This window comes from uncultured Chitinophaga sp. (assembly GCF_937874145.1).
Classification (GTDB): domain Bacteria; phylum Bacteroidota; class Bacteroidia; order Chitinophagales; family Chitinophagaceae; genus Chitinophaga.
Window position 1 is genome coordinate 1 of record NZ_CALNBI010000364.1, and the last position, 16,964, is coordinate 16,964.

Here is a 16,964-nt window from a genome sequence, read left to right on the forward strand (position 1 = left end):
CAGGTTGAAATTGTTGCCGGTGTGGCCTTCTTTCGCGGGGATGCGGTAAGGCTCCAGTTCGTCGGGCGTGACCAGCATGGGGCCGATGACGGTGCTGAAATCCTTGCCTTTGGCGGGGCCCAGGTTGAGTTTCATTTCTTCCATCTGCAGGGTGCGGGCGCTCATATCGTTCATGATCATGTACCAGCCGATGTATTCGTCGGCTTCCGCGGCGGTGATATTCCTTCCGCGCTTGCAGATCACGATGGCGGCTTCCAGCTCGAAGTCGAGCTTGTCGAAATGATCGGGCATGCAGAAGATATCACCAGGGCCCTGGATGGCGTTGTGATTGGTAAAATAGAAAATAGGATACTGATCGAATTCGGGGATCATATCCACTTTCCGGTTTCTCCTGGCCGCGGCTACGTGCTGGCGAAAGGCGTACCCGTCGCGGCAGCTGGTAGGGAAAGGCACCGGCGCCAGGAGCTGCACTTCTTCGAAGGGCACGCCATGCACGTTGGCACGCGGGGTGTGTCCTTCTTTCAGCCGGGCATCTATCGCCTTCGCCAGGTCGATCACTTCTTCCCACATCTGCAAAAACATATGCATGGTGGTAGGAAGCTCGGGATGGAGATCCTGGAGGTTATACAGTTGTCCGTTCACGAGCATGGCCAGCTGGTCCACGTCTTCCCGGATGTAAGTAACGAGTTTCATTGGTTGGGTTTTGGTGTTCTGGCGCCAAATATATCGGATTTTTATAGCTTTAAGATATGTACAGACGGTTCCTTTTCTGCCTTTTGGTGCTGTATTCCGGCATGGCGGCCGCGCAGGCCCGTACAGACGCGCCTTTGCGGGAGCTCCTTTTCCGCAAAGCTTCTCCCGCACTGCGGCATGTGCTCAGCCACCCCGATTCCTTCCGGGTGCAGCTCATCTTCACCACCATTACCCGCGATGCGAAAGGGAAACCGGCCTTCCGCGACTGGCACTTCCAGACCGACCGGGACAAATATTTCAATCCCGCTTCCACCGTCAAAATGCCGCTGGCGTTCCTGGCGCTGGAGAAGCTCCGGCAACTGAAGCTCTGGAAATGGACGCCGATGCTGACAGACAGCGCCTGGAGCGGGCAGACGGCCGTGCATACCGATACTTCGGCGGCAAACGGGCTGCCGTCTGTAGCGCAATACATCAAAAAAATATTCCTCGTTTCCGACAACGATGCCTATAACCGGTTGTATGAATTCCTGGGACAGGGGTATATCCACGGGCAACTGCGGGCCAGGGGATACCCCGATGTGAAGATCGTGCGCCGTTTCGTGACCATGAACGAAGAGCAAAACCGGCACACCAACCCGGTGCGCTTCGTGCAAAACGGGGAAACGTTGTACAGTCAGCCCGCGGCGTATAATGCCGCGCCTTTCGATTACAGCAAAGTGTGGCTGGCAGGGCATTCGCATTGGGACCGCAACGACAGCCTCATCCGTTCGCCGATGGATTTTACGAAGCATAATTATTTTCCGCTGGAAGATCTTCACCGTTTGTTGCGCAGCGTGATTTTCCCTGAATCGGTGCCGGCGAAGGAAAGGTTTGGGCTGGAAGCTGCAGATTACCGGTTTTTATACCGCTGGATGGCCGCACTGCCTTCGGAAAGTGAGCACCCGCGGTATGATACCAGCGAATTCTTCGACAGTTACACCAAATTTTTCCGGTTTAAAGACGGGCGCCGCAAGATCCCCGGGCATATCCGTGTGTTCAATAAAACGGGCTGGTCGTATGGCTACCTCACCGACGTGGCGTATTTCGCGGACTTCGAAAATAATGTGGAGTTCATGGTATCGGGGAATATCTACGTGAACCGCGACGGCGTGCTGAACGACGGGAAATACGAGTACGAAGAAGTGGGTTATCCTTTCTTCCGCGAGGTGGGCGATATTTTGCACGCATATACGTTGGAGCACGCGCCCGGGAAGCGCGCAGACTTGTCGAAGTTCCGGGAGGCGGTGCGGGGTTTGGGCGAGAAGCCAGCGGCGACCGCCCGGGGGGATACGGCGCGGAAGCAGCTGGCGCTGGTGTTTACGGGGCATGAATTCGCCGATGGAGGGGTGTATATCGCGGATGTATTGAAGCGCCTGGGCGTGAAGGCGTCTTTCTTTTTGACGGGTGATTTTTACGAGAATCCGGCGTTTACAGGGCTTATCCGCCGGTTAGGGGATGAAGGGCATTACCTGGGCCCGCATTCCGGGAAGCATCTCCTGTACTGCGATTGGAAAAAGCGGGACAGCCTTTTGGTTACCCGCGATGAATTTGAATCGGACCTTGATATGAACCTTCGGGCCATGGCGCAACTGGGCTTGCCGGAGCCGCAATATTTCCTGCCGCCATATGAGTGGTATAACGACACGATATTGCAATGGGCACACGATCTGGGGATGCAACTCATCAATTTTACCCCCGGCACCCGTTCCAACGCCGATTATACTTATCCTGAAATGATGAAATCTTATGTATCCAGCGATAGGATTTACGAGTCTGTAATTCAATACGAAAGCCGCCGCCCTGCTGGATTGAATGGTTTTTTACTGCTCCTTCACATAGGCACTGACCCCAGGCGGGAGGATAAATTTTATTTTCAATTGGATAAATTGATACGATATTTGCTTCAGAAAGAATACGAATTGGTGATTGTACCCCGGTTACTGTCCAGACGGTAACCCACCCAAAACATTTAGTTCCCTACTCCTGTTACTGATTAACAAATGGTTTAATTAAAATTTGGGAGTCATGAAGTTTGAGAAGATCAAGAATAAAGGACAGGCAAGATTGTTTGAAAGCCGGTATCTGGAAATGCTGACCAAAACGCACCCTCTCGTGATCTGGGGGATGTATCTGCCGTTGATCGGGTATTCGCTGTATTACAGTCATAGCGCATTGGGTTTCAGCATAGGCCGAATTGCGCTGGTGTTTTTCGGCGCCATGTTTTTCTGGTCATTTTTCGAGTATATCATGCACCGTTTCATTTTCCATATGATAACGGAAAGCCCGCGGATGACGCGTTTCATTTACGTGCTGCATGGCAACCATCACGAATACCCGCGCGACAAGCAGCGGCTCTTCATGCCGCCAGTGCCCAGCCTCATCCTCGCTTCGGCCATTTTCGGAGCGCAGTACATTTTCCTGGGAAAGTTCACATTCATGTTCTTCCCTGGTTTCCTCCTCGGTTACCTCATGTACGGAAGCATGCACTACGCCATCCACGCTTGGAACCCGCCGTTCCGGTTCATGAAGCCGCTCTGGCGCAACCATCACCTGCATCACTACAAAAGCGAAGACAAAGGCTTTGGCGTGAGCTCGGCTTTCTGGGACCGCGTGTTCGGCACCTTCTTCGACATGGATAAAGAAAAAGAAGACAAAGACAAAGTGAAGTCGCTGATGTTCGACAAGTAAAAAAGACTATTCATAACAGAAGGGCCGCCAGTAATCTGGCGGCCCTTCTGCTTATATATGTTTACCATTTTTCCGCGTCACCGGCAAGGTCTTCGGGAGACTGGCGGTACTTTTCGCGGGAGATGATTTTTTCCGTTTGCCTTTCGATGATCAGCCGGGCGATGGAGCGGTATACGTCCGGGTAGTTTTGCCCGGCGAGGATTTCTTTTACTTTCTTTTCTGAGACGTCCACCTGGTAGAGGAGCAAAACGAACTGCTGGAAGTTTCTTTCCACGAGCATTTCAATCTGTTCCGCCAGGGTTTTCTCCAGGTCTTCCAGCGAAAACTGCGCCGGGAGGCTGATGCCGGCATTTTCCTGGAGCCAGGTACCGGTTTCTTCCAAATGGCGGCTTTCCATTACTTCACCTGCTTGATCTTGTAGGAAGCGTTGGTCACGATCTTCACCGGTACGGTCAGGTCCTTTTTCAGTTGCTTTTTGCGGTTGGCGAGGTATACGTACTTGCCGTTCATTTCCGTGTTTTGCACGGCGATGCTGGGGAAGCCGCTTTCGCGGAGGATGAGGTAATTGGTGATGAGCTTGCCTTCAATGGCAGCCGTGGCCTGGATGCCGTCTTCAATCGTAAAAGTTTCGACCCTGTCGGTTTTGATATTGCCTTCTGCATTGACCTTGGCCGTCTGCCCGTCCCAATGCTGGAGGTTCCAGTACAGGTCTACCCGGCCTTTGAGCCCCCCGCGCAGCGGAACGCTTTCTTCCCATTGCGTGCCGTTCTTGATGCCATGAACGGGGTAAATGATGAGGAGCTGTTCCAGCCAGCCGCGGAATGCTTCGGTGCCGAACTGGTCTTTGAGCAATTTTTTATATGCGTCGCGCTCGTCGGATTTCAGCTTGGTGAAAGCTTCGGAGGCTTTTTCCATGAGCTGGTCGAGCCCTTCCACCTTGGTGATATTGCCGGTGCCCTGGATCTCAACGGTAAAGGGCTGGTTAAGCAGGAGCTTGAGCGCGCCCTGCAGGGGCTCGTCGGGATGGTCGGTTTTGGCGTCTACGTAAATATTCTGGTTTTTGGCGTTGAAATTGAATTTGATGTCGGTGTAAGACCAATGCATGGTAAACCTTCCGGGGGCGGCATCAGTGACTTTAATGGACATTTTATTATTGTAATCGCGGGTAGTCCTTTGCACTACTTCCTGCACCGTCATGTAGGTTTCGCTGCGGCTTTCCTGGCTCAGGGTAAATTCACTTCCAGTCTTCAGGTTGTAATTCAGCTCCACATAATCCTGCGCGGAGAGGGATAAAGCGAGGCAGCACATCGCTACCAGTCCGGTGATTTTCTTCATTATCTCATGTTTGATCAAACGTATTTTTCGATGACCCCCAGCCCGAAAAGTGCGAAATCGTATTTCACGGGATCGGAAGGGTCCATCAACCGCAGCTGGCTGGTGAGCTCGACGGCGGTTTTCCAGTTGGCGTCTGCACTCTGGATAAGGCCGAGCCTGGCGGCCACGCGGCTGACGTGTATATCGACCGGGCAAACGAGCTGCGCGGGCGAAATTTGCCTCCATAGTCCAAAATCCACGCCATTTTTGTCGGGCCTGACCATCCAGCGCAGGTACATATTGAGCCTTTTGCAGGCGCTGTTGCGCGCCGGCGTGGATATGTGCTTGCGGGTGCGGTCGGGGTGTTCCATGGCGAAAAACATTTTCTGGAACCCGATGAGCGCGTTTTCCACGTTGACGTCTTCCGGATGGAGGTGCCCGCAGAAGGCAAATTCCAGGGAGGTCATGTTGGAATAATAGTGCTGGAGGAACTCCACGAAATAGAGGAGGTCCAGCCCATTGAAGGTCCGGTGCCTGAAATGCATGAGCTTCATCCGGTCGCGCGGGTCGTGGTTCACGATAAAATCGTGGGGCGCGTGGTCGAACAGCTCCATCAGCTCCGTGCACTTGTTAATGATGGTCGTACGGTTGCCCCAGGCCAGTGTGGCGGCGAAAAGGCCGGCGATCTCAATGTCCTGGAGCTTCGTAAACCGGTGCGGAATGCTGATAGGGTCGCCTCCGATAAAACCCGGCTGATCGTAGTGCTCTGCCTTGGCATCTAAAAATTCTTTCAGTTGCTGGAACTTCATAGTGGTCATAGCATATGGAAAAAATGCCCCCGGCCTATTTGCAAGAACGGAAGGCATGTAGGTGTAATGTGCTAAAAGTAAGCAGATTGACGGAAGAATCCAATCAGCCGATGGCTTTTTTCAGGTCTTCTATCAGATCCGACACATCTTCAATACCTACGCTCAACCGGATAAGGGAGTCTGTAAGCCCGTTTTTCAGCCTTTCTTCGCGGGGAATGGAGGCATGCGTCATCGACGCGGGATGGCCGATAAGGCTTTCCACGCCGCCCAGGGATTCCGCCAGGGAAAAGAGATGTGTGCCGCTGAGGACCTTCAGGGCCGCGTCCATACTATCGTCTTTCAGCGTAAACGAGATCATGCCCCCGAAGCCGCGCATCTGCTTTTGGGCGATGCCGTGGTTGGGATGATCTTCGAACCCGCACCAATAAACCTTCCCGACTTTGGGATGATCCCGGAGGAAGCGGGCTACGGCCTCGCCGTTCTCGCAGTGGCGCTGCATGCGTACGTGCAGGGTTTTGATGCCCCGGAGCACCAGGAAGCAATCCTGCGGCCCCGGAACGGCGCCGCAGCTGTTCTGGATAAAGGCCAGTTGCTGTGCCAGCTCATCGTCTTTCACGATCACGGCGCCATGCACCACGTCGCTATGCCCGCCGAGGTATTTGGTGGCCGAATGCACAACGATATCGGCCCCCAGGTCCAGCGGGTTCTGCAGATAAGGCGAGGCAAAGGTATTATCGACCGCCAGCAGGATGCCCTTTTCCTTCGCGATGGCCGCGCAGGCGGCGATATCGATGATATTGAGCATGGGATTGGTGGGCGTTTCCAGCCAGATGAGCTTCGTGGCCGCATTCAGGTGGCCGCGGAGGCCGGAAGCGTCCTGCAGGTCGGCAAAATGAAATTTGATGCCGTATTTGGCGAATACTTTGGTGAAAATCCGGAAGGTACCGCCGTACAAGTCGCTGGAAGCCACTACTTCATCGCCGGGGGAAAGCAGTTTCATGATGGCGTCGGTGGCGGCGAGGCCGCTGCCGAAACAGATACCGTGTTTCCCGTTCTCGATGGCGGCCAGCGCGTTCTGCAGCGCGTGGCGGGTGGGGTTCTGCGTCCGGGCGTATTCGTAACCCTTATGGTCGCCCGGCGCGGCCTGCACGTAGGTCGAGGTCTGGAATATCGGCGTCATGATCGCCCCTGTGGAAGGATCCGGTTCTACGCCCGCGTGTATCAGCTTGGTACCTAACTTCATGGATTGCCAGATTTTATGGGAATTCCAAAGTTAACGAATTATCCCGCCCGGCGGCCTCCTCCGTAATAATAGGGACATGACACGTATGTGCTATGCCGTTCCCGCTGAAATCGTTCCGCAGTATGGATTTGGGGGTTTCAACAACACTTATCGGCAGTAGCCGGCCTATTTCCACCGGTTACGAGAAAAAAAACAACGTTCACCAGAATGCGCCGGAATGTATGAGTTATTCCTCTAATTTTAACTCAGGTTTTTCATAGGATATGGTTAAAAATTTCTGAAGGCGGTATTCTTACCGCTTTTTTCTTTTGCCCCATGTTTCAAACTGTAATCATAAAAAAAGGCAGCGGATCCGCTGCCTTTTTGCATATCTGTTGATTCCCGGGGGATTATTTCGCTTTGGATTTCGATCCGGCAGCGGCCACGGCCTTGCTGTCGGCCCAGCGGATGGGCACGGAAACCTGGGTTTTATCCCAGCCCATGAGCAGGTTGGCTCCGCCGGAAGCTTTTTCGAATACCATGCTGAAGGCTTCGATTTCTTCCGGGGCGGCGTTAACCGGCACATCGGTGCGCACCACGTCGAGCTGGGGCTCATATTTATATGCGCCCCATATGTCGGTTTGTTTGTTGAGGATGACCGTCCATTTGGTTTCGCTGGGGATGGCGTAGAGGGTGTAGCGGCCTTTGGGGATGGTTTTGCCGCCGACGATTACGGGGCGGAAAAACTCCAGTTCTGTGGCTTCGTTAGCGCCCAGGCGCCAGATTTTACCGTATTCCACGAGGTTCCCGAAGATGGGGCGGCCTTTTTTCTGCGGGCGGCTGAAGATGGCCCTGGCCACCAGGGTGCCGGGCTCGCCTTTCACCTTGCAAACGTAAGGGTACATTACGGGGTAGTAGGCCATGTCCATGGGACTGGGGTCTACCGGCGGCATTTTCTTGTCCTGCGCGGTGGCTGCGAGGCTGCACACGGCCAGGCCGGCTATAACGAAGAGCGTTTTGAGCGTATTCATATGCGTTGGATGATGAGTTTGAAATCGGCCCCAAACCTACGTGTTTTTCAGAAATCTATGAAAGCTCCTTTGTGAGAGATTTCATAAAGTTTTCGGCGTCGGGGATGAAAGCGTTGTAACAATCCCGGAAATCCCTGTATTGGGCCGTAAAAACGCTGTAAGGGACGGCGGCGGGGTGCTGGAAATATTTGGACCGGCGCACGATGCCGCCGAAGCTGCGGAGGATGGCGTCGCGCTCATGATAATGGTAGAGCCAGTTCTGGCTCTGCATGAAAGCGAACATCTGGCGGAAGGATGCCGGGAGGAGGGGCAGGCGCTCGTCCACCGCTGCGTAGGTTTCCTGCGCGAAGCGCTCGAGCGTGGGGAGGGGGAAGCGGGCAGGGTCGTTGGCGAGGAAATGGTCGTACACCACGTCAAGGAACACGCCGCCGTAGAGCCCGGAGCTGGGGCGGAAGATATCGCGGGCGGTTTTGGAGGCGGGGTGCTGGTCGGTATAACCGTCGAGCGCCCGGTGGAGGAGGATGCCTTTGCGGAGGGGGGCGGGGTAATCATCCACTTTTTTCCCCTTGACAAAATCGGCGATCAGCTGCCCGGCCGTAATATCCGGATCATGAAAAGATAAATATGCGTGGGCGAGATAATTCATAGTCAGACAGGCGGCGAATCCCTTCGATGAACGGCAAAAGCACGACAACCGGGCGTTTCCGCATCTCCGAAGATAGGTATTATTCCCCGCTCCGTCCGCTTCCGGTACACATCGTCCGTTTTCGAAAATGCTTTTCCAGCCGCTACCGCACGTCACCACCCGATCACTTTAACAAAGTCTTAACCCGGCCGCGTGCAACATTTCTTCTTTTCGCTCAACCCCGCATCCGGCGTGGGTTCCATAGAGAGAGAATAACGCGTTTTATACATGCGTTATAACATACATAACATAGGCTTCACACATGCGTGCCAGTCATAATTATTCCCTTGTCAACCGTTTACCGCCGGACTAATTTTACATCATCAAATCACACACCGCATTCTAAAACATTTTTAAAACCTGATTAAAATTTTTCCGCCATGAAAAAGATGATCGCCATTCTGACCCTGGTAACCGCATTCGTCACCAGTGCATTCGCCCTGGATGAAACCATTAACAACAAGAAAGTGCTGGACGCATTCAAGGAAGAGTTCGCCAAAGCGCAGGACGTGTCGTGGTACACCACGACCGACAAGTACGTGGCCAAATTTACCCTGAACGCCCGGAAAGTGACGGCACATTACGACAGGGACGGCGTGTTGCTGGCCACCAGCCGTTACATCGACGATGCCGACCTTCCCCTGAACGTCATCACCCGCCTGATGAAGAAGTACCCTGACCAGAAGATTAACAACATCGTGGAATATGAAGCCGACGGCCTCACCACCTACGTTGTGACCCTGGAAAGCGAGACCCACTGGACCGTGCTGAAAGCCGAATCCAACGGGAACATCACCCGCCTGAAGAAATTGCAGAAAGCATAACCGAGTTTTAGTTTTAGTTTCAGTCAGTATGCCGTCCTGGATTCGCCGGGACGGTTTTTTTATATACGGTAGTTTCAATGGGCCTTTTGCCCATTGAAAATTGTACCTTTGCGGCTTGTACACACAAGTAAAACACGTACTGTAATGACTAAAGGACCTGTTTCACAATTTATCCAGCATCATTACCGCCACTTCAATGCGGCGGCACTGGTAGATGCAGCGAAAGGATATGAGACGCATTTGCTGGAAGGCGGCAAGATGATGGTAACCCTTGCGGGTGCGATGAGCACGGCTGAGCTGGGGATTTCGTTCGCGGAAATGATCCGTGCCGGAAAGGTCGATATCATTTCCTGTACGGGCGCGAACCTGGAGGAAGACATCATGAACCTCGTGGCGCATACACACTACAAGCGCGTTCCGAACTACCGCGACCTCAGCCCCCAGGAAGAGTGGGACCTGCTGGAGCAGGGCTTCAACCGGGTAACAGATACCTGCATCCCCGAAGAGGAAGCTTTCCGCCGCATCCAACAACACATCCATAAAATCTGGAAAGACGCGGAAGCGTCCGGTGAGCGTTACTTCCCGCACGAATACATGTACAAGCTGCTGCTGAGCGGCGTCATGAAAGAGCATTACGAGATAGATCCGAAGAACAGCTGGATGCTCGCCGCGGCGGAGAAGAATATTCCCATCATCGTTCCGGGATGGGAAGACAGCACCATGGGCAACATCTTTGCTTCCTACGTGATCAAGGGCGAACTGAAAGCTTCGACCATGAAGAGCGGCATCGAATACATGGTGTGGCTCAGCGAATGGTACCGCAACAACTCCGCCGGTAAAGGCGTTGGCTTCTTCCAGATCGGTGGCGGCATCGCGGGCGACTTCCCTATCTGCGTAGTGCCGATGATGTACCAGGATCTCGAGTGGACCGACGTTCCGTTCTGGAGCTACTTCTGCCAGATTTCCGATTCCACCACTTCTTACGGTTCTTATTCCGGCGCCGTTCCCAACGAGAAAATCACCTGGGGCAAGCTGGATATCAATACACCGAAATTCATTGTTGAGTCGGATGCTACCATCGTGGCGCCGCTCATCTTCGCCTACCTGCTCGGCTGGTAAGCGCATATATTTTTCCGGAGGCCGCGAATTATCAGGCGGCCTCCTTTTTAACCCTTTTACCCCGTTCCCCACTCTTTCAAATTGCCTGTTACCGCTGTTTTAACAAAATCTTTCATGATACATATGTGGAATATTAAATATTTCTTTATGTTTGCAGTGCAATTGATTTACATATTGTAGTTTTTGTAGTTCTTATCAAATCGGGCATAAATTTTTTTTGCAGGTTCCAAAATCTTCCTACATTTGACCCGCAAAGTCAAAAAGTCAAACGCGATTTTTGCATAGTCACCAAATGGCCGAACAGGATCAAAAGAGGGAAGCGATACTGGAGGCGGCGCTGAAGCGGTTCAAACGCTTTGGCCTGGCCAAGACGACTATGGACGAAATCGCGAAGGATCTGGAGATCAGCAAAGGGTCTTTGTACTACTATTTTTCCGATAAGGACAGGATTTATGTAGCGGTGGTGGAGCGGATCGTGAACGGTTGCTTTACAGACATCAGCTCATTCCTGGAAACGGCCGGCTCCGTGCAGGAAGTAATGGACCGGTACCTTTCGGTGAAAGAATGGATGTTGTTGGAGTATCATCTCCTGTTTGGCATCAACATGTGGGTGAGCGACAAACCGAGCAGCCTGATGCGGCAGATCGGTGAGATGGTCCATCAGTCCGAAATCCGGTTTATTTCGTCCTGGCTGAGAAAAGGAATTGAGCTGGGAGAATTATCGGAAGCACATGATCCTGCCGTAACGGCCGACCTGCTGGTGCAAGTGATGTTTGGATTCTGGATTAACTGGTGCAAATGGCAGGCCGCGGATTTTGACCTTCAAGACGCCAACAATATAAAAGAGTTCATGAACCGGGAGAGAAAGATGTTAACTATTTTCTTCAACGGTTTGAAATAAACCCGGAAAACTATATCCGAAAACCATTTTTATCGACCGAAGCCTGCTTCCCTCCAATTGCTTCCATGTATGTAGAGACATGAATTAAGCGATTCAATCATTGACATATTAAACTCAAAATTGTACGACAGATGAAAAAGATGATCGTTATGGCCGCGCTGGCCCTGTTCGGTTCCCAATTCGCCAAAGCCCAGGTGCAGAAAGGCAACTTCCTGGTAGGCGGTACGCTCGGTTTTACTAGCGCGACGGAAAAAGTTGACGGTACAGACAACAAGGAAACCGTTTCCCAATTTAACATCAGCCCCAAAGCTGGCTATGCCCTGTCCGACAAATGGATGGTAGGTGTGTTCGTGGAAGGCGCTTTCAATTCTACTAAAGACGTTGTAGGCGAGAACGAAGACAAAACCAAAGGTAACTTCATCCTCCCGGGTGTATTTGTGCGCAATTATTGCCAGATTGCTGATTCCAAAGTGTACTTCACCAGCGAAGCAAACGTTGGTTATGGCTTTGGCAGCAACGAAGTCAACGACGTGAAAACCGACAAAACTACCGGTTTCAGAGCGCAACTCATGCCCGGTATCTCTTACCTGGTTGGCAAACGCCTCATGCTGGAAGGTAACCTCGGTGGTCTTTCCTACAGCAACATGACCCAGAAGCCTGAAGGTGCAGGTGCTGAAATCAAAACCAGCGCTTTCGATTTCAACTTCATTAAGAGCTTCCAGGTAGGTGCTTCCTTCCTGTTCTAATGCTGAAACATTAGCGTTTTTTATAAAGGCATTGTCCCTGACGGACAATGCCTTTTTTCTTTTCCTGCCCTTGTTGAAATTTTTGGCTTGCATCTTGCATTACAAGGTGAAATTAACATAACCGACTATGAGATTTAACCGGATACACTTACTGTTTGCATTGGCAGGAACATTGATGTTTGGGAGTTGCGTGGTAGAACGGCACCACCACCACGGGCATAGCAAGCCCATGCCGCCGGGGCAGGCGAAGAAGTACTACGGTACCAAATCCGCCAAGCCTTTTGCGCCAGGCCAACAGAAAAAACACCGGCATTAACGGTATTAAAAACTTAGGATATGAAAAGGAATTGGAGATCAGGAGGAGTGATTGCACTGGCTACGATTTTATTTGCGGCATCGTGCGCAGTGCCCCGGCCCCCGCGGCCGCCGAAGCCTCCACGCCCGCACCATGGCCAACGCCCGACCGAACCGCCAAGACCGCCGGCGCCGCCTCACGGCCCTATGGCTGTACATTCAGCACAGGCGCCGCATACGGACCTTATCATAGCATACCCACATCGATAATCGGAAATCAGTTTACAAAAGAAGCAAGAGGCTGCCACAGGCAGTCTCTTCTTTTTTAGGCCAATGCTATAAAAGCAAAACGCCACCGCAGATGCAGTGGCGTTTTTTGTATCGTTGAAACCGGGATCTATCTGTTCATAGTCACCAGGAATTCTTCGTTGCTGCGGGTTCCGCGCATGTGCTGGAGCATGAAGTTCATGGATTCTTCCGTGTTCATGTCGGCCAGGTGGTTGCGGAGGATGTATACTTTCTGGAGCACGTCTTTTTCCAGCAGGAGATCGTCGCGGCGGGTAGACGATGCGGTAACATCGATAGCCGGGAAGATGCGGCGGTTGGCCAGGCGGCGGTCCAGCGCGAGTTCCATGTTGCCGGTACCTTTGAATTCTTCGAAGATCACCTCATCCATTTTGGAGCCGGTGTCGATCAGGGCGGTGGCCAGGATGGTGAGGGAACCGCCGTTTTCGATTTTACGGGCGGCGCCGAAGAACTGTTTGGGTTTCTGCATGGCGTTCGCTTCCACACCGCCGGAGAGCACTTTGCCGGAAGCAGGGGCTACGGTGTTATGGGCGCGGGCGAGGCGGGTGAGGGAGTCGAGCAGGATGACTACATCGTGGCCGCATTCCACCAGGCGTTTTGCTTTCTGCAGTGCGATGGCGGATACTTTCACGTGCTTTTCTGCGGGCTCGTCGAACGTGGAGGCGATTACTTCCGCTTTCACGGAGCGCTCCATATCGGTCACCTCCTCGGGGCGTTCATCGATCAGCACCACCATGAGATAGATCTCGGGGTGGTTGGTGGCGATGGCGTTGGCTACTTCTTTCAGCAGCATCGTTTTACCTACTTTCGGTTGCGCCACGATGAGGCCGCGCTGGCCTTTACCGATGGGCGTGAAGAGGTCGATGATACGGGTGGAGTAGTTATTGGCCGTGGTGGTGAGGTGCAGTTTCTCGAAGGGGAACAACGGCGTGAGGTAATCGAAGGGAACGCGGTCGCGCACTTCTTCAGGGGTTTTGCCATTGATGGTTTCCACTTTCAGCAGGGCGAAGTATTTCTCGCCTTCTTTCGGCGGGCGAACGGAACCGCGTACGGTGTCGCCGGTTTTGAGGCCGAAGAGTTTGATCTGGCTGGGAGAAACGTAAATATCGTCGGGCGAACTGAGGTAGTTATAATCGGAGGAGCGGAGGAAACCGTAGCCGTCGGGCATCATTTCCAGGACGCCTTCGCTGAGGATAACGCCATCGAATTCGATATTGAAAACAGGTTCTTTTTTCGGGTATTTATGTTGCTGCTGCTGCTGATTGCTGGCGGCGGGCTGCTGTTTTACAGGCGCCACGGGCTCCTGCACGGTTACGAAATCGTCTTCCGCTTCTTCTTCCGGGATAACGGCCGCTTCTTCTTCCTCTTCGGTGAGTGCGGGCAGCACGATGTCATCGTCGTCATCGAACGTCAGGGACGGAATGTCGAGATCGATATCGATCTTCCGTTTGGCCGGAGGAGCTTTGATTTCTTCTTCGTCTTCTGATTTGGAAACTTTTGTGGTGGCGGCTTTTTCTTCTTCTTCTTCGGGGCGGGGAGTTGATTTCTGTGGGGTGGGGGCCGGTGCGGGTTCGTCTTTTTTGCTTCCTACCGGTTTCCGTTTCCTCACTTTCTTTTCATCTCCGCTTCCAGGCTTATCTTCCGATGCTATCACAGCTTGTTTATCGAGTATTTTATAAATAAGTGATTGCTTGTCCAGTTTTTTTGCGTTGGGAATTTCCAGCTTCTCGGCGATGTCAAGTAGTTCAGGAACGAGCATGTCGTTCAGTTGTAAGATGTCGTACATCATCTGTTTTTGTCAAATTTTAGAAGTGTCGTAAGGCGGGTACCACTGCATACCAACATACACCAATTAACAAATAATTGTTTTGCGTCAATAATAAAGTCTTGATCATTAAATTGATAGGGATCACCTGTGGTGGGTGACTGCTGATGAAGATGGCAAAAAAGGAACTTAATCAGACAGATTGAGGATACAAGATTATGACTAATTTTGCGATTCTCCAAAAAAATATTGAACATAGCGACCTAACGCATAGCGATTTACCATCATGCACCGCAGCCCCTGTAATCCCCGCCCCTTGCCAAAAAGCGGATTTTCGTCATCCGAATTTGTCTATTTTTGCAACTCAATTCAAAACACATATTGATATGAGCCAAAGAGTAAAAATCAGGCAGGTCCTGCAGGACGACAGTACCAACTATGAAGTGACGGTTAAAGGATGGGTGCGCACCTTCCGCAATAACCAGTTTATAGCGCTGAACGATGGCTCAACTAATAATAATCTGCAGGTAGTGGTACAGGAAGCGGAAATGGACCCCGCCACCTTCAAGCGTATCACCCGCGGGGCGGCCATCAGCGTCACCGGCGAGATCATCCCCTCGCTCGGCAAAGGCCAGCGCGTGGAACTGAAAACCGCCAGCCTGGAGATCCTCGGCGACTGCGACGCCGAAGCCTACCCCATCCAGCCCCAGAAACAAAGCCTGGAATTCATGCGCGAAATCGCCCACCTGCGATTCCGTACCAACACCTTCGGCGCCGTTTTCCGGACCCGCCACTCCCTGGCGTTCGCCGTGCACCAGTTCTTCCACCAAAAAGGCTTCGTTTACCTCCACACACCCATCATCACCGCCTCCGACGCGGAAGGCGCCGGCGAAATGTTCCGGGTTACCACCCTCGACATGAAAAACCCGCCCCGCAACGAAGCCGGTGACATCGATTATAAAGAAGACTTCTTCGGCAAATCCACCAACCTCACCGTGTCCGGCCAGCTCGAAGGAGAACTCGGCGCCATGGCGTTCGGCGATATCTACACCTTCGGCCCCACCTTCCGCGCAGAAAACTCCAACACCGCCCGCCACCTGGCGGAATTCTGGATGATCGAACCGGAAATGGCTTTCTATGAACTGAAAGACAACATGGACCTCGCCGAAGAATTCATCAAATACGTCATCAAATTCGCGCTCGACAACAACCGCGAAGACCTCGAATTCCTCGCCCAGCGCCTGGCTGACGAAGAAAAGCAAAAACCGCAGGCCGAGCGCAGCGATATGGGGCTCATCGAGAAACTAGAGTTCGTACTCAACAACGAATTCGAGCGTATCACCTACACCGAAGCGATCGAGATCCTCCGGAACAGCAAGCCCAATAAAAACAAGAAGTTCACCTACCCGGTAGACGCCTGGGGCACCGACCTCCAGAGCGAACACGAACGCTACCTCGTAGAAAAACACTTCAGGAAACCCGTGATCCTCACCGATTACCCCGCCGCCATCAAATCGTTCTACATGAAACAGAACGAAGACGGCAAAACCGTACGCGCCATGGACATCCTGTTCCCCGGCATCGGTGAAATCGTGGGCGGTTCCCAGCGCGAAGAAAGCTACGATAAGCTGGTAGCGCGTATGAACGAACTGAACATCCCCGTGGAAGAGCTCTACTGGTACCTCGATACCCGCCGCTTCGGTACCGCTCCCCACAGCGGTTTCGGGCTCGGCTTCGAACGCCTCGTGCTGTTCGTGACCGGTATGACCAACATCCGCGACGTGATCCCCTTCCCCCGCACACCCAAAAGCGCGGAATTCTAAAGATCACCCATCATGCACATACGAAAGCAGGCGCCAACCGCGCCTGCTTTTTTTATGGAATTACCCGCCGCCTGCATCCTACTGTCAATTGAGCAAAACAATACAGTGTGTGTAATCACGGCGGCGGGTTTCGATCCTGCCGCCGGAATTTCTTCACCTTCAAACCCATCCCTATGGCAGAAATCATCTCCTCCCCCGACAACAACCGCAAAGGCCGCCGCCGCGCTTCCAAACGATCGACCCGTGTAGACATGACGCCCATGGTGGACCTTGGCTTCCTTCTCATCACGTTCTTCATGCTCACCACCACCATGTCACAGCCCAAAGCCCTCCCGCTCATCATGCCGGCAGACGGGCCCCATACCGCCGTGCCCGAAAGCAAATCCATGACCCTGCTCGTGAGGACGAACAGCACCGTGTCGTGGTACGAAGGGCAGGGCGAAGACCCCGCGAAGCCGCCGCAGATCCATCACAGCACCTTCTCCGCCGGCAACGGTATCGGGGAAGTGATCCGCGCCAGGCAAAGCGCCGTGGCCGCAAAGTATGGCCATGCGGATGAACTGATCGTATTGATTAAAGCGGAAAACGGCGCCAGCTACGGCAATGTGGTGGATGCGCTCGATGAGATGAAGATCAACCGGGTGGCGCGCTACGCGCTGGCGGACATAACACCGCAGGAAGAGAAATTGTTGCAGCGATGAGCCG

At 53.0% G+C, this 16,964-nt stretch carries 16 protein-coding genes; 8 read left to right on the forward strand and 8 right to left on the reverse strand.

Annotated features, from left to right (window positions below; genetic code table 11):
• Positions 1-693, reverse strand: a 693-nt coding sequence (locus Q0510_RS17630) for a fumarylacetoacetate hydrolase family protein (RefSeq protein WP_298714832.1), incomplete at its 3' end; no start/stop codon positions are given.
• A gap of 56 nt (positions 694-749) precedes the next feature.
• Here Q0510_RS17630 and Q0510_RS17635 point away from each other — a divergent pair.
• On the forward strand, positions 750-2,687 hold the full coding sequence (locus Q0510_RS17635; RefSeq protein WP_298714834.1) for a serine hydrolase: 1,938 nt from the start codon (positions 750-752) through the stop codon (positions 2,685-2,687).
• A 70-nt stretch (positions 2,688-2,757) separates the two neighbouring features.
• A complete protein-coding gene (locus tag Q0510_RS17640) occupies positions 2,758-3,420 on the forward strand; it encodes a sterol desaturase family protein (protein ID WP_298714836.1) in 663 nt (220 codons plus the stop codon).
• A 61-nt stretch (positions 3,421-3,481) separates the two neighbouring features.
• Here Q0510_RS17640 and Q0510_RS17645 read toward each other — a convergent pair whose 3' ends face one another.
• The 6 genes from Q0510_RS17645 to Q0510_RS17670 form a co-directional block, all read right to left on the reverse strand.
• Complete coding sequence (locus Q0510_RS17645) at positions 3,482-3,817, reverse strand: hypothetical protein (protein ID WP_298714838.1); 336 nt, start codon at positions 3,815-3,817, stop codon at positions 3,482-3,484.
• Positions 3,817-4,755 (reverse strand): DUF6263 family protein, encoded by a 939-nt coding sequence (locus Q0510_RS17650; RefSeq protein WP_298714840.1) that lies wholly within the window; start codon positions 4,753-4,755, stop codon positions 3,817-3,819. The genes Q0510_RS17645 and Q0510_RS17650 overlap by 1 nt, the downstream gene beginning before the upstream one ends.
• Before the next feature lie 14 nt (positions 4,756-4,769).
• Positions 4,770-5,552 (reverse strand): TIGR02757 family protein, encoded by a 783-nt coding sequence (locus Q0510_RS17655; RefSeq protein WP_298714841.1) that lies wholly within the window; start codon positions 5,550-5,552, stop codon positions 4,770-4,772.
• 94 nt (positions 5,553-5,646) lie between these two features.
• Positions 5,647-6,786: a cystathionine gamma-synthase gene (locus Q0510_RS17660; protein ID WP_298714843.1), complete on the reverse strand. Its 1,140-nt coding sequence runs from the start codon at positions 6,784-6,786 to the stop codon at positions 5,647-5,649.
• Between the two features lie 389 nt (positions 6,787-7,175).
• Positions 7,176-7,796: a DUF2911 domain-containing protein gene (locus tag Q0510_RS17665; protein WP_298714845.1), complete on the reverse strand. Its 621-nt coding sequence runs from the start codon at positions 7,794-7,796 to the stop codon at positions 7,176-7,178.
• 55 nt (positions 7,797-7,851) lie between these two features.
• Positions 7,852-8,442: an ACP phosphodiesterase gene (locus Q0510_RS17670; protein WP_298714847.1), complete on the reverse strand. Its 591-nt coding sequence runs from the start codon at positions 8,440-8,442 to the stop codon at positions 7,852-7,854.
• 419 nt (positions 8,443-8,861) lie between these two features.
• Between Q0510_RS17670 and Q0510_RS17675 the strand changes: the two genes are divergently transcribed.
• From Q0510_RS17675 to Q0510_RS17690, 4 genes are all read left to right on the forward strand, one after another.
• On the forward strand, positions 8,862-9,305 hold the full coding sequence (locus Q0510_RS17675) for a hypothetical protein (RefSeq protein ID WP_298714849.1): 444 nt from the start codon (positions 8,862-8,864) through the stop codon (positions 9,303-9,305).
• Between the two features lie 144 nt (positions 9,306-9,449).
• Positions 9,450-10,424, forward strand: a complete 975-nt coding sequence (locus tag Q0510_RS17680; protein WP_298714851.1) for a deoxyhypusine synthase family protein — start codon at positions 9,450-9,452, stop codon at positions 10,422-10,424.
• Between the two features lie 277 nt (positions 10,425-10,701).
• Positions 10,702-11,325: a TetR/AcrR family transcriptional regulator gene (locus Q0510_RS17685; protein ID WP_298714853.1), complete on the forward strand. Its 624-nt coding sequence runs from the start codon at positions 10,702-10,704 to the stop codon at positions 11,323-11,325.
• A gap of 131 nt (positions 11,326-11,456) precedes the next feature.
• Positions 11,457-12,071 carry an outer membrane beta-barrel protein gene (locus tag Q0510_RS17690; RefSeq protein WP_298714855.1) on the forward strand — a complete coding sequence of 205 codons (615 nt, stop codon included), beginning with the start codon at positions 11,457-11,459 and terminating at the stop codon, positions 12,069-12,071.
• 691 nt (positions 12,072-12,762) lie between these two features.
• Here the strand turns inward: Q0510_RS17690 and rho are convergent.
• Positions 12,763-14,460 carry a transcription termination factor Rho gene (rho, locus tag Q0510_RS17695; RefSeq protein WP_366941014.1) on the reverse strand — a complete coding sequence of 566 codons (1,698 nt, stop codon included), beginning with the start codon at positions 14,458-14,460 and terminating at the stop codon, positions 12,763-12,765.
• Between the two features lie 362 nt (positions 14,461-14,822).
• Here rho and asnS point away from each other — a divergent pair, with 362 nt between their 5' ends.
• A complete protein-coding gene (asnS, locus tag Q0510_RS17700) occupies positions 14,823-16,259 on the forward strand; it encodes an asparagine--tRNA ligase (protein ID WP_298714857.1) in 1,437 nt (478 codons plus the stop codon).
• A gap of 173 nt (positions 16,260-16,432) precedes the next feature.
• Positions 16,433-16,960: a biopolymer transporter ExbD gene (locus tag Q0510_RS17705; RefSeq protein WP_298714859.1), complete on the forward strand. Its 528-nt coding sequence runs from the start codon at positions 16,433-16,435 to the stop codon at positions 16,958-16,960.
• Positions 16,961-16,964 lie beyond the last annotated feature (4 nt).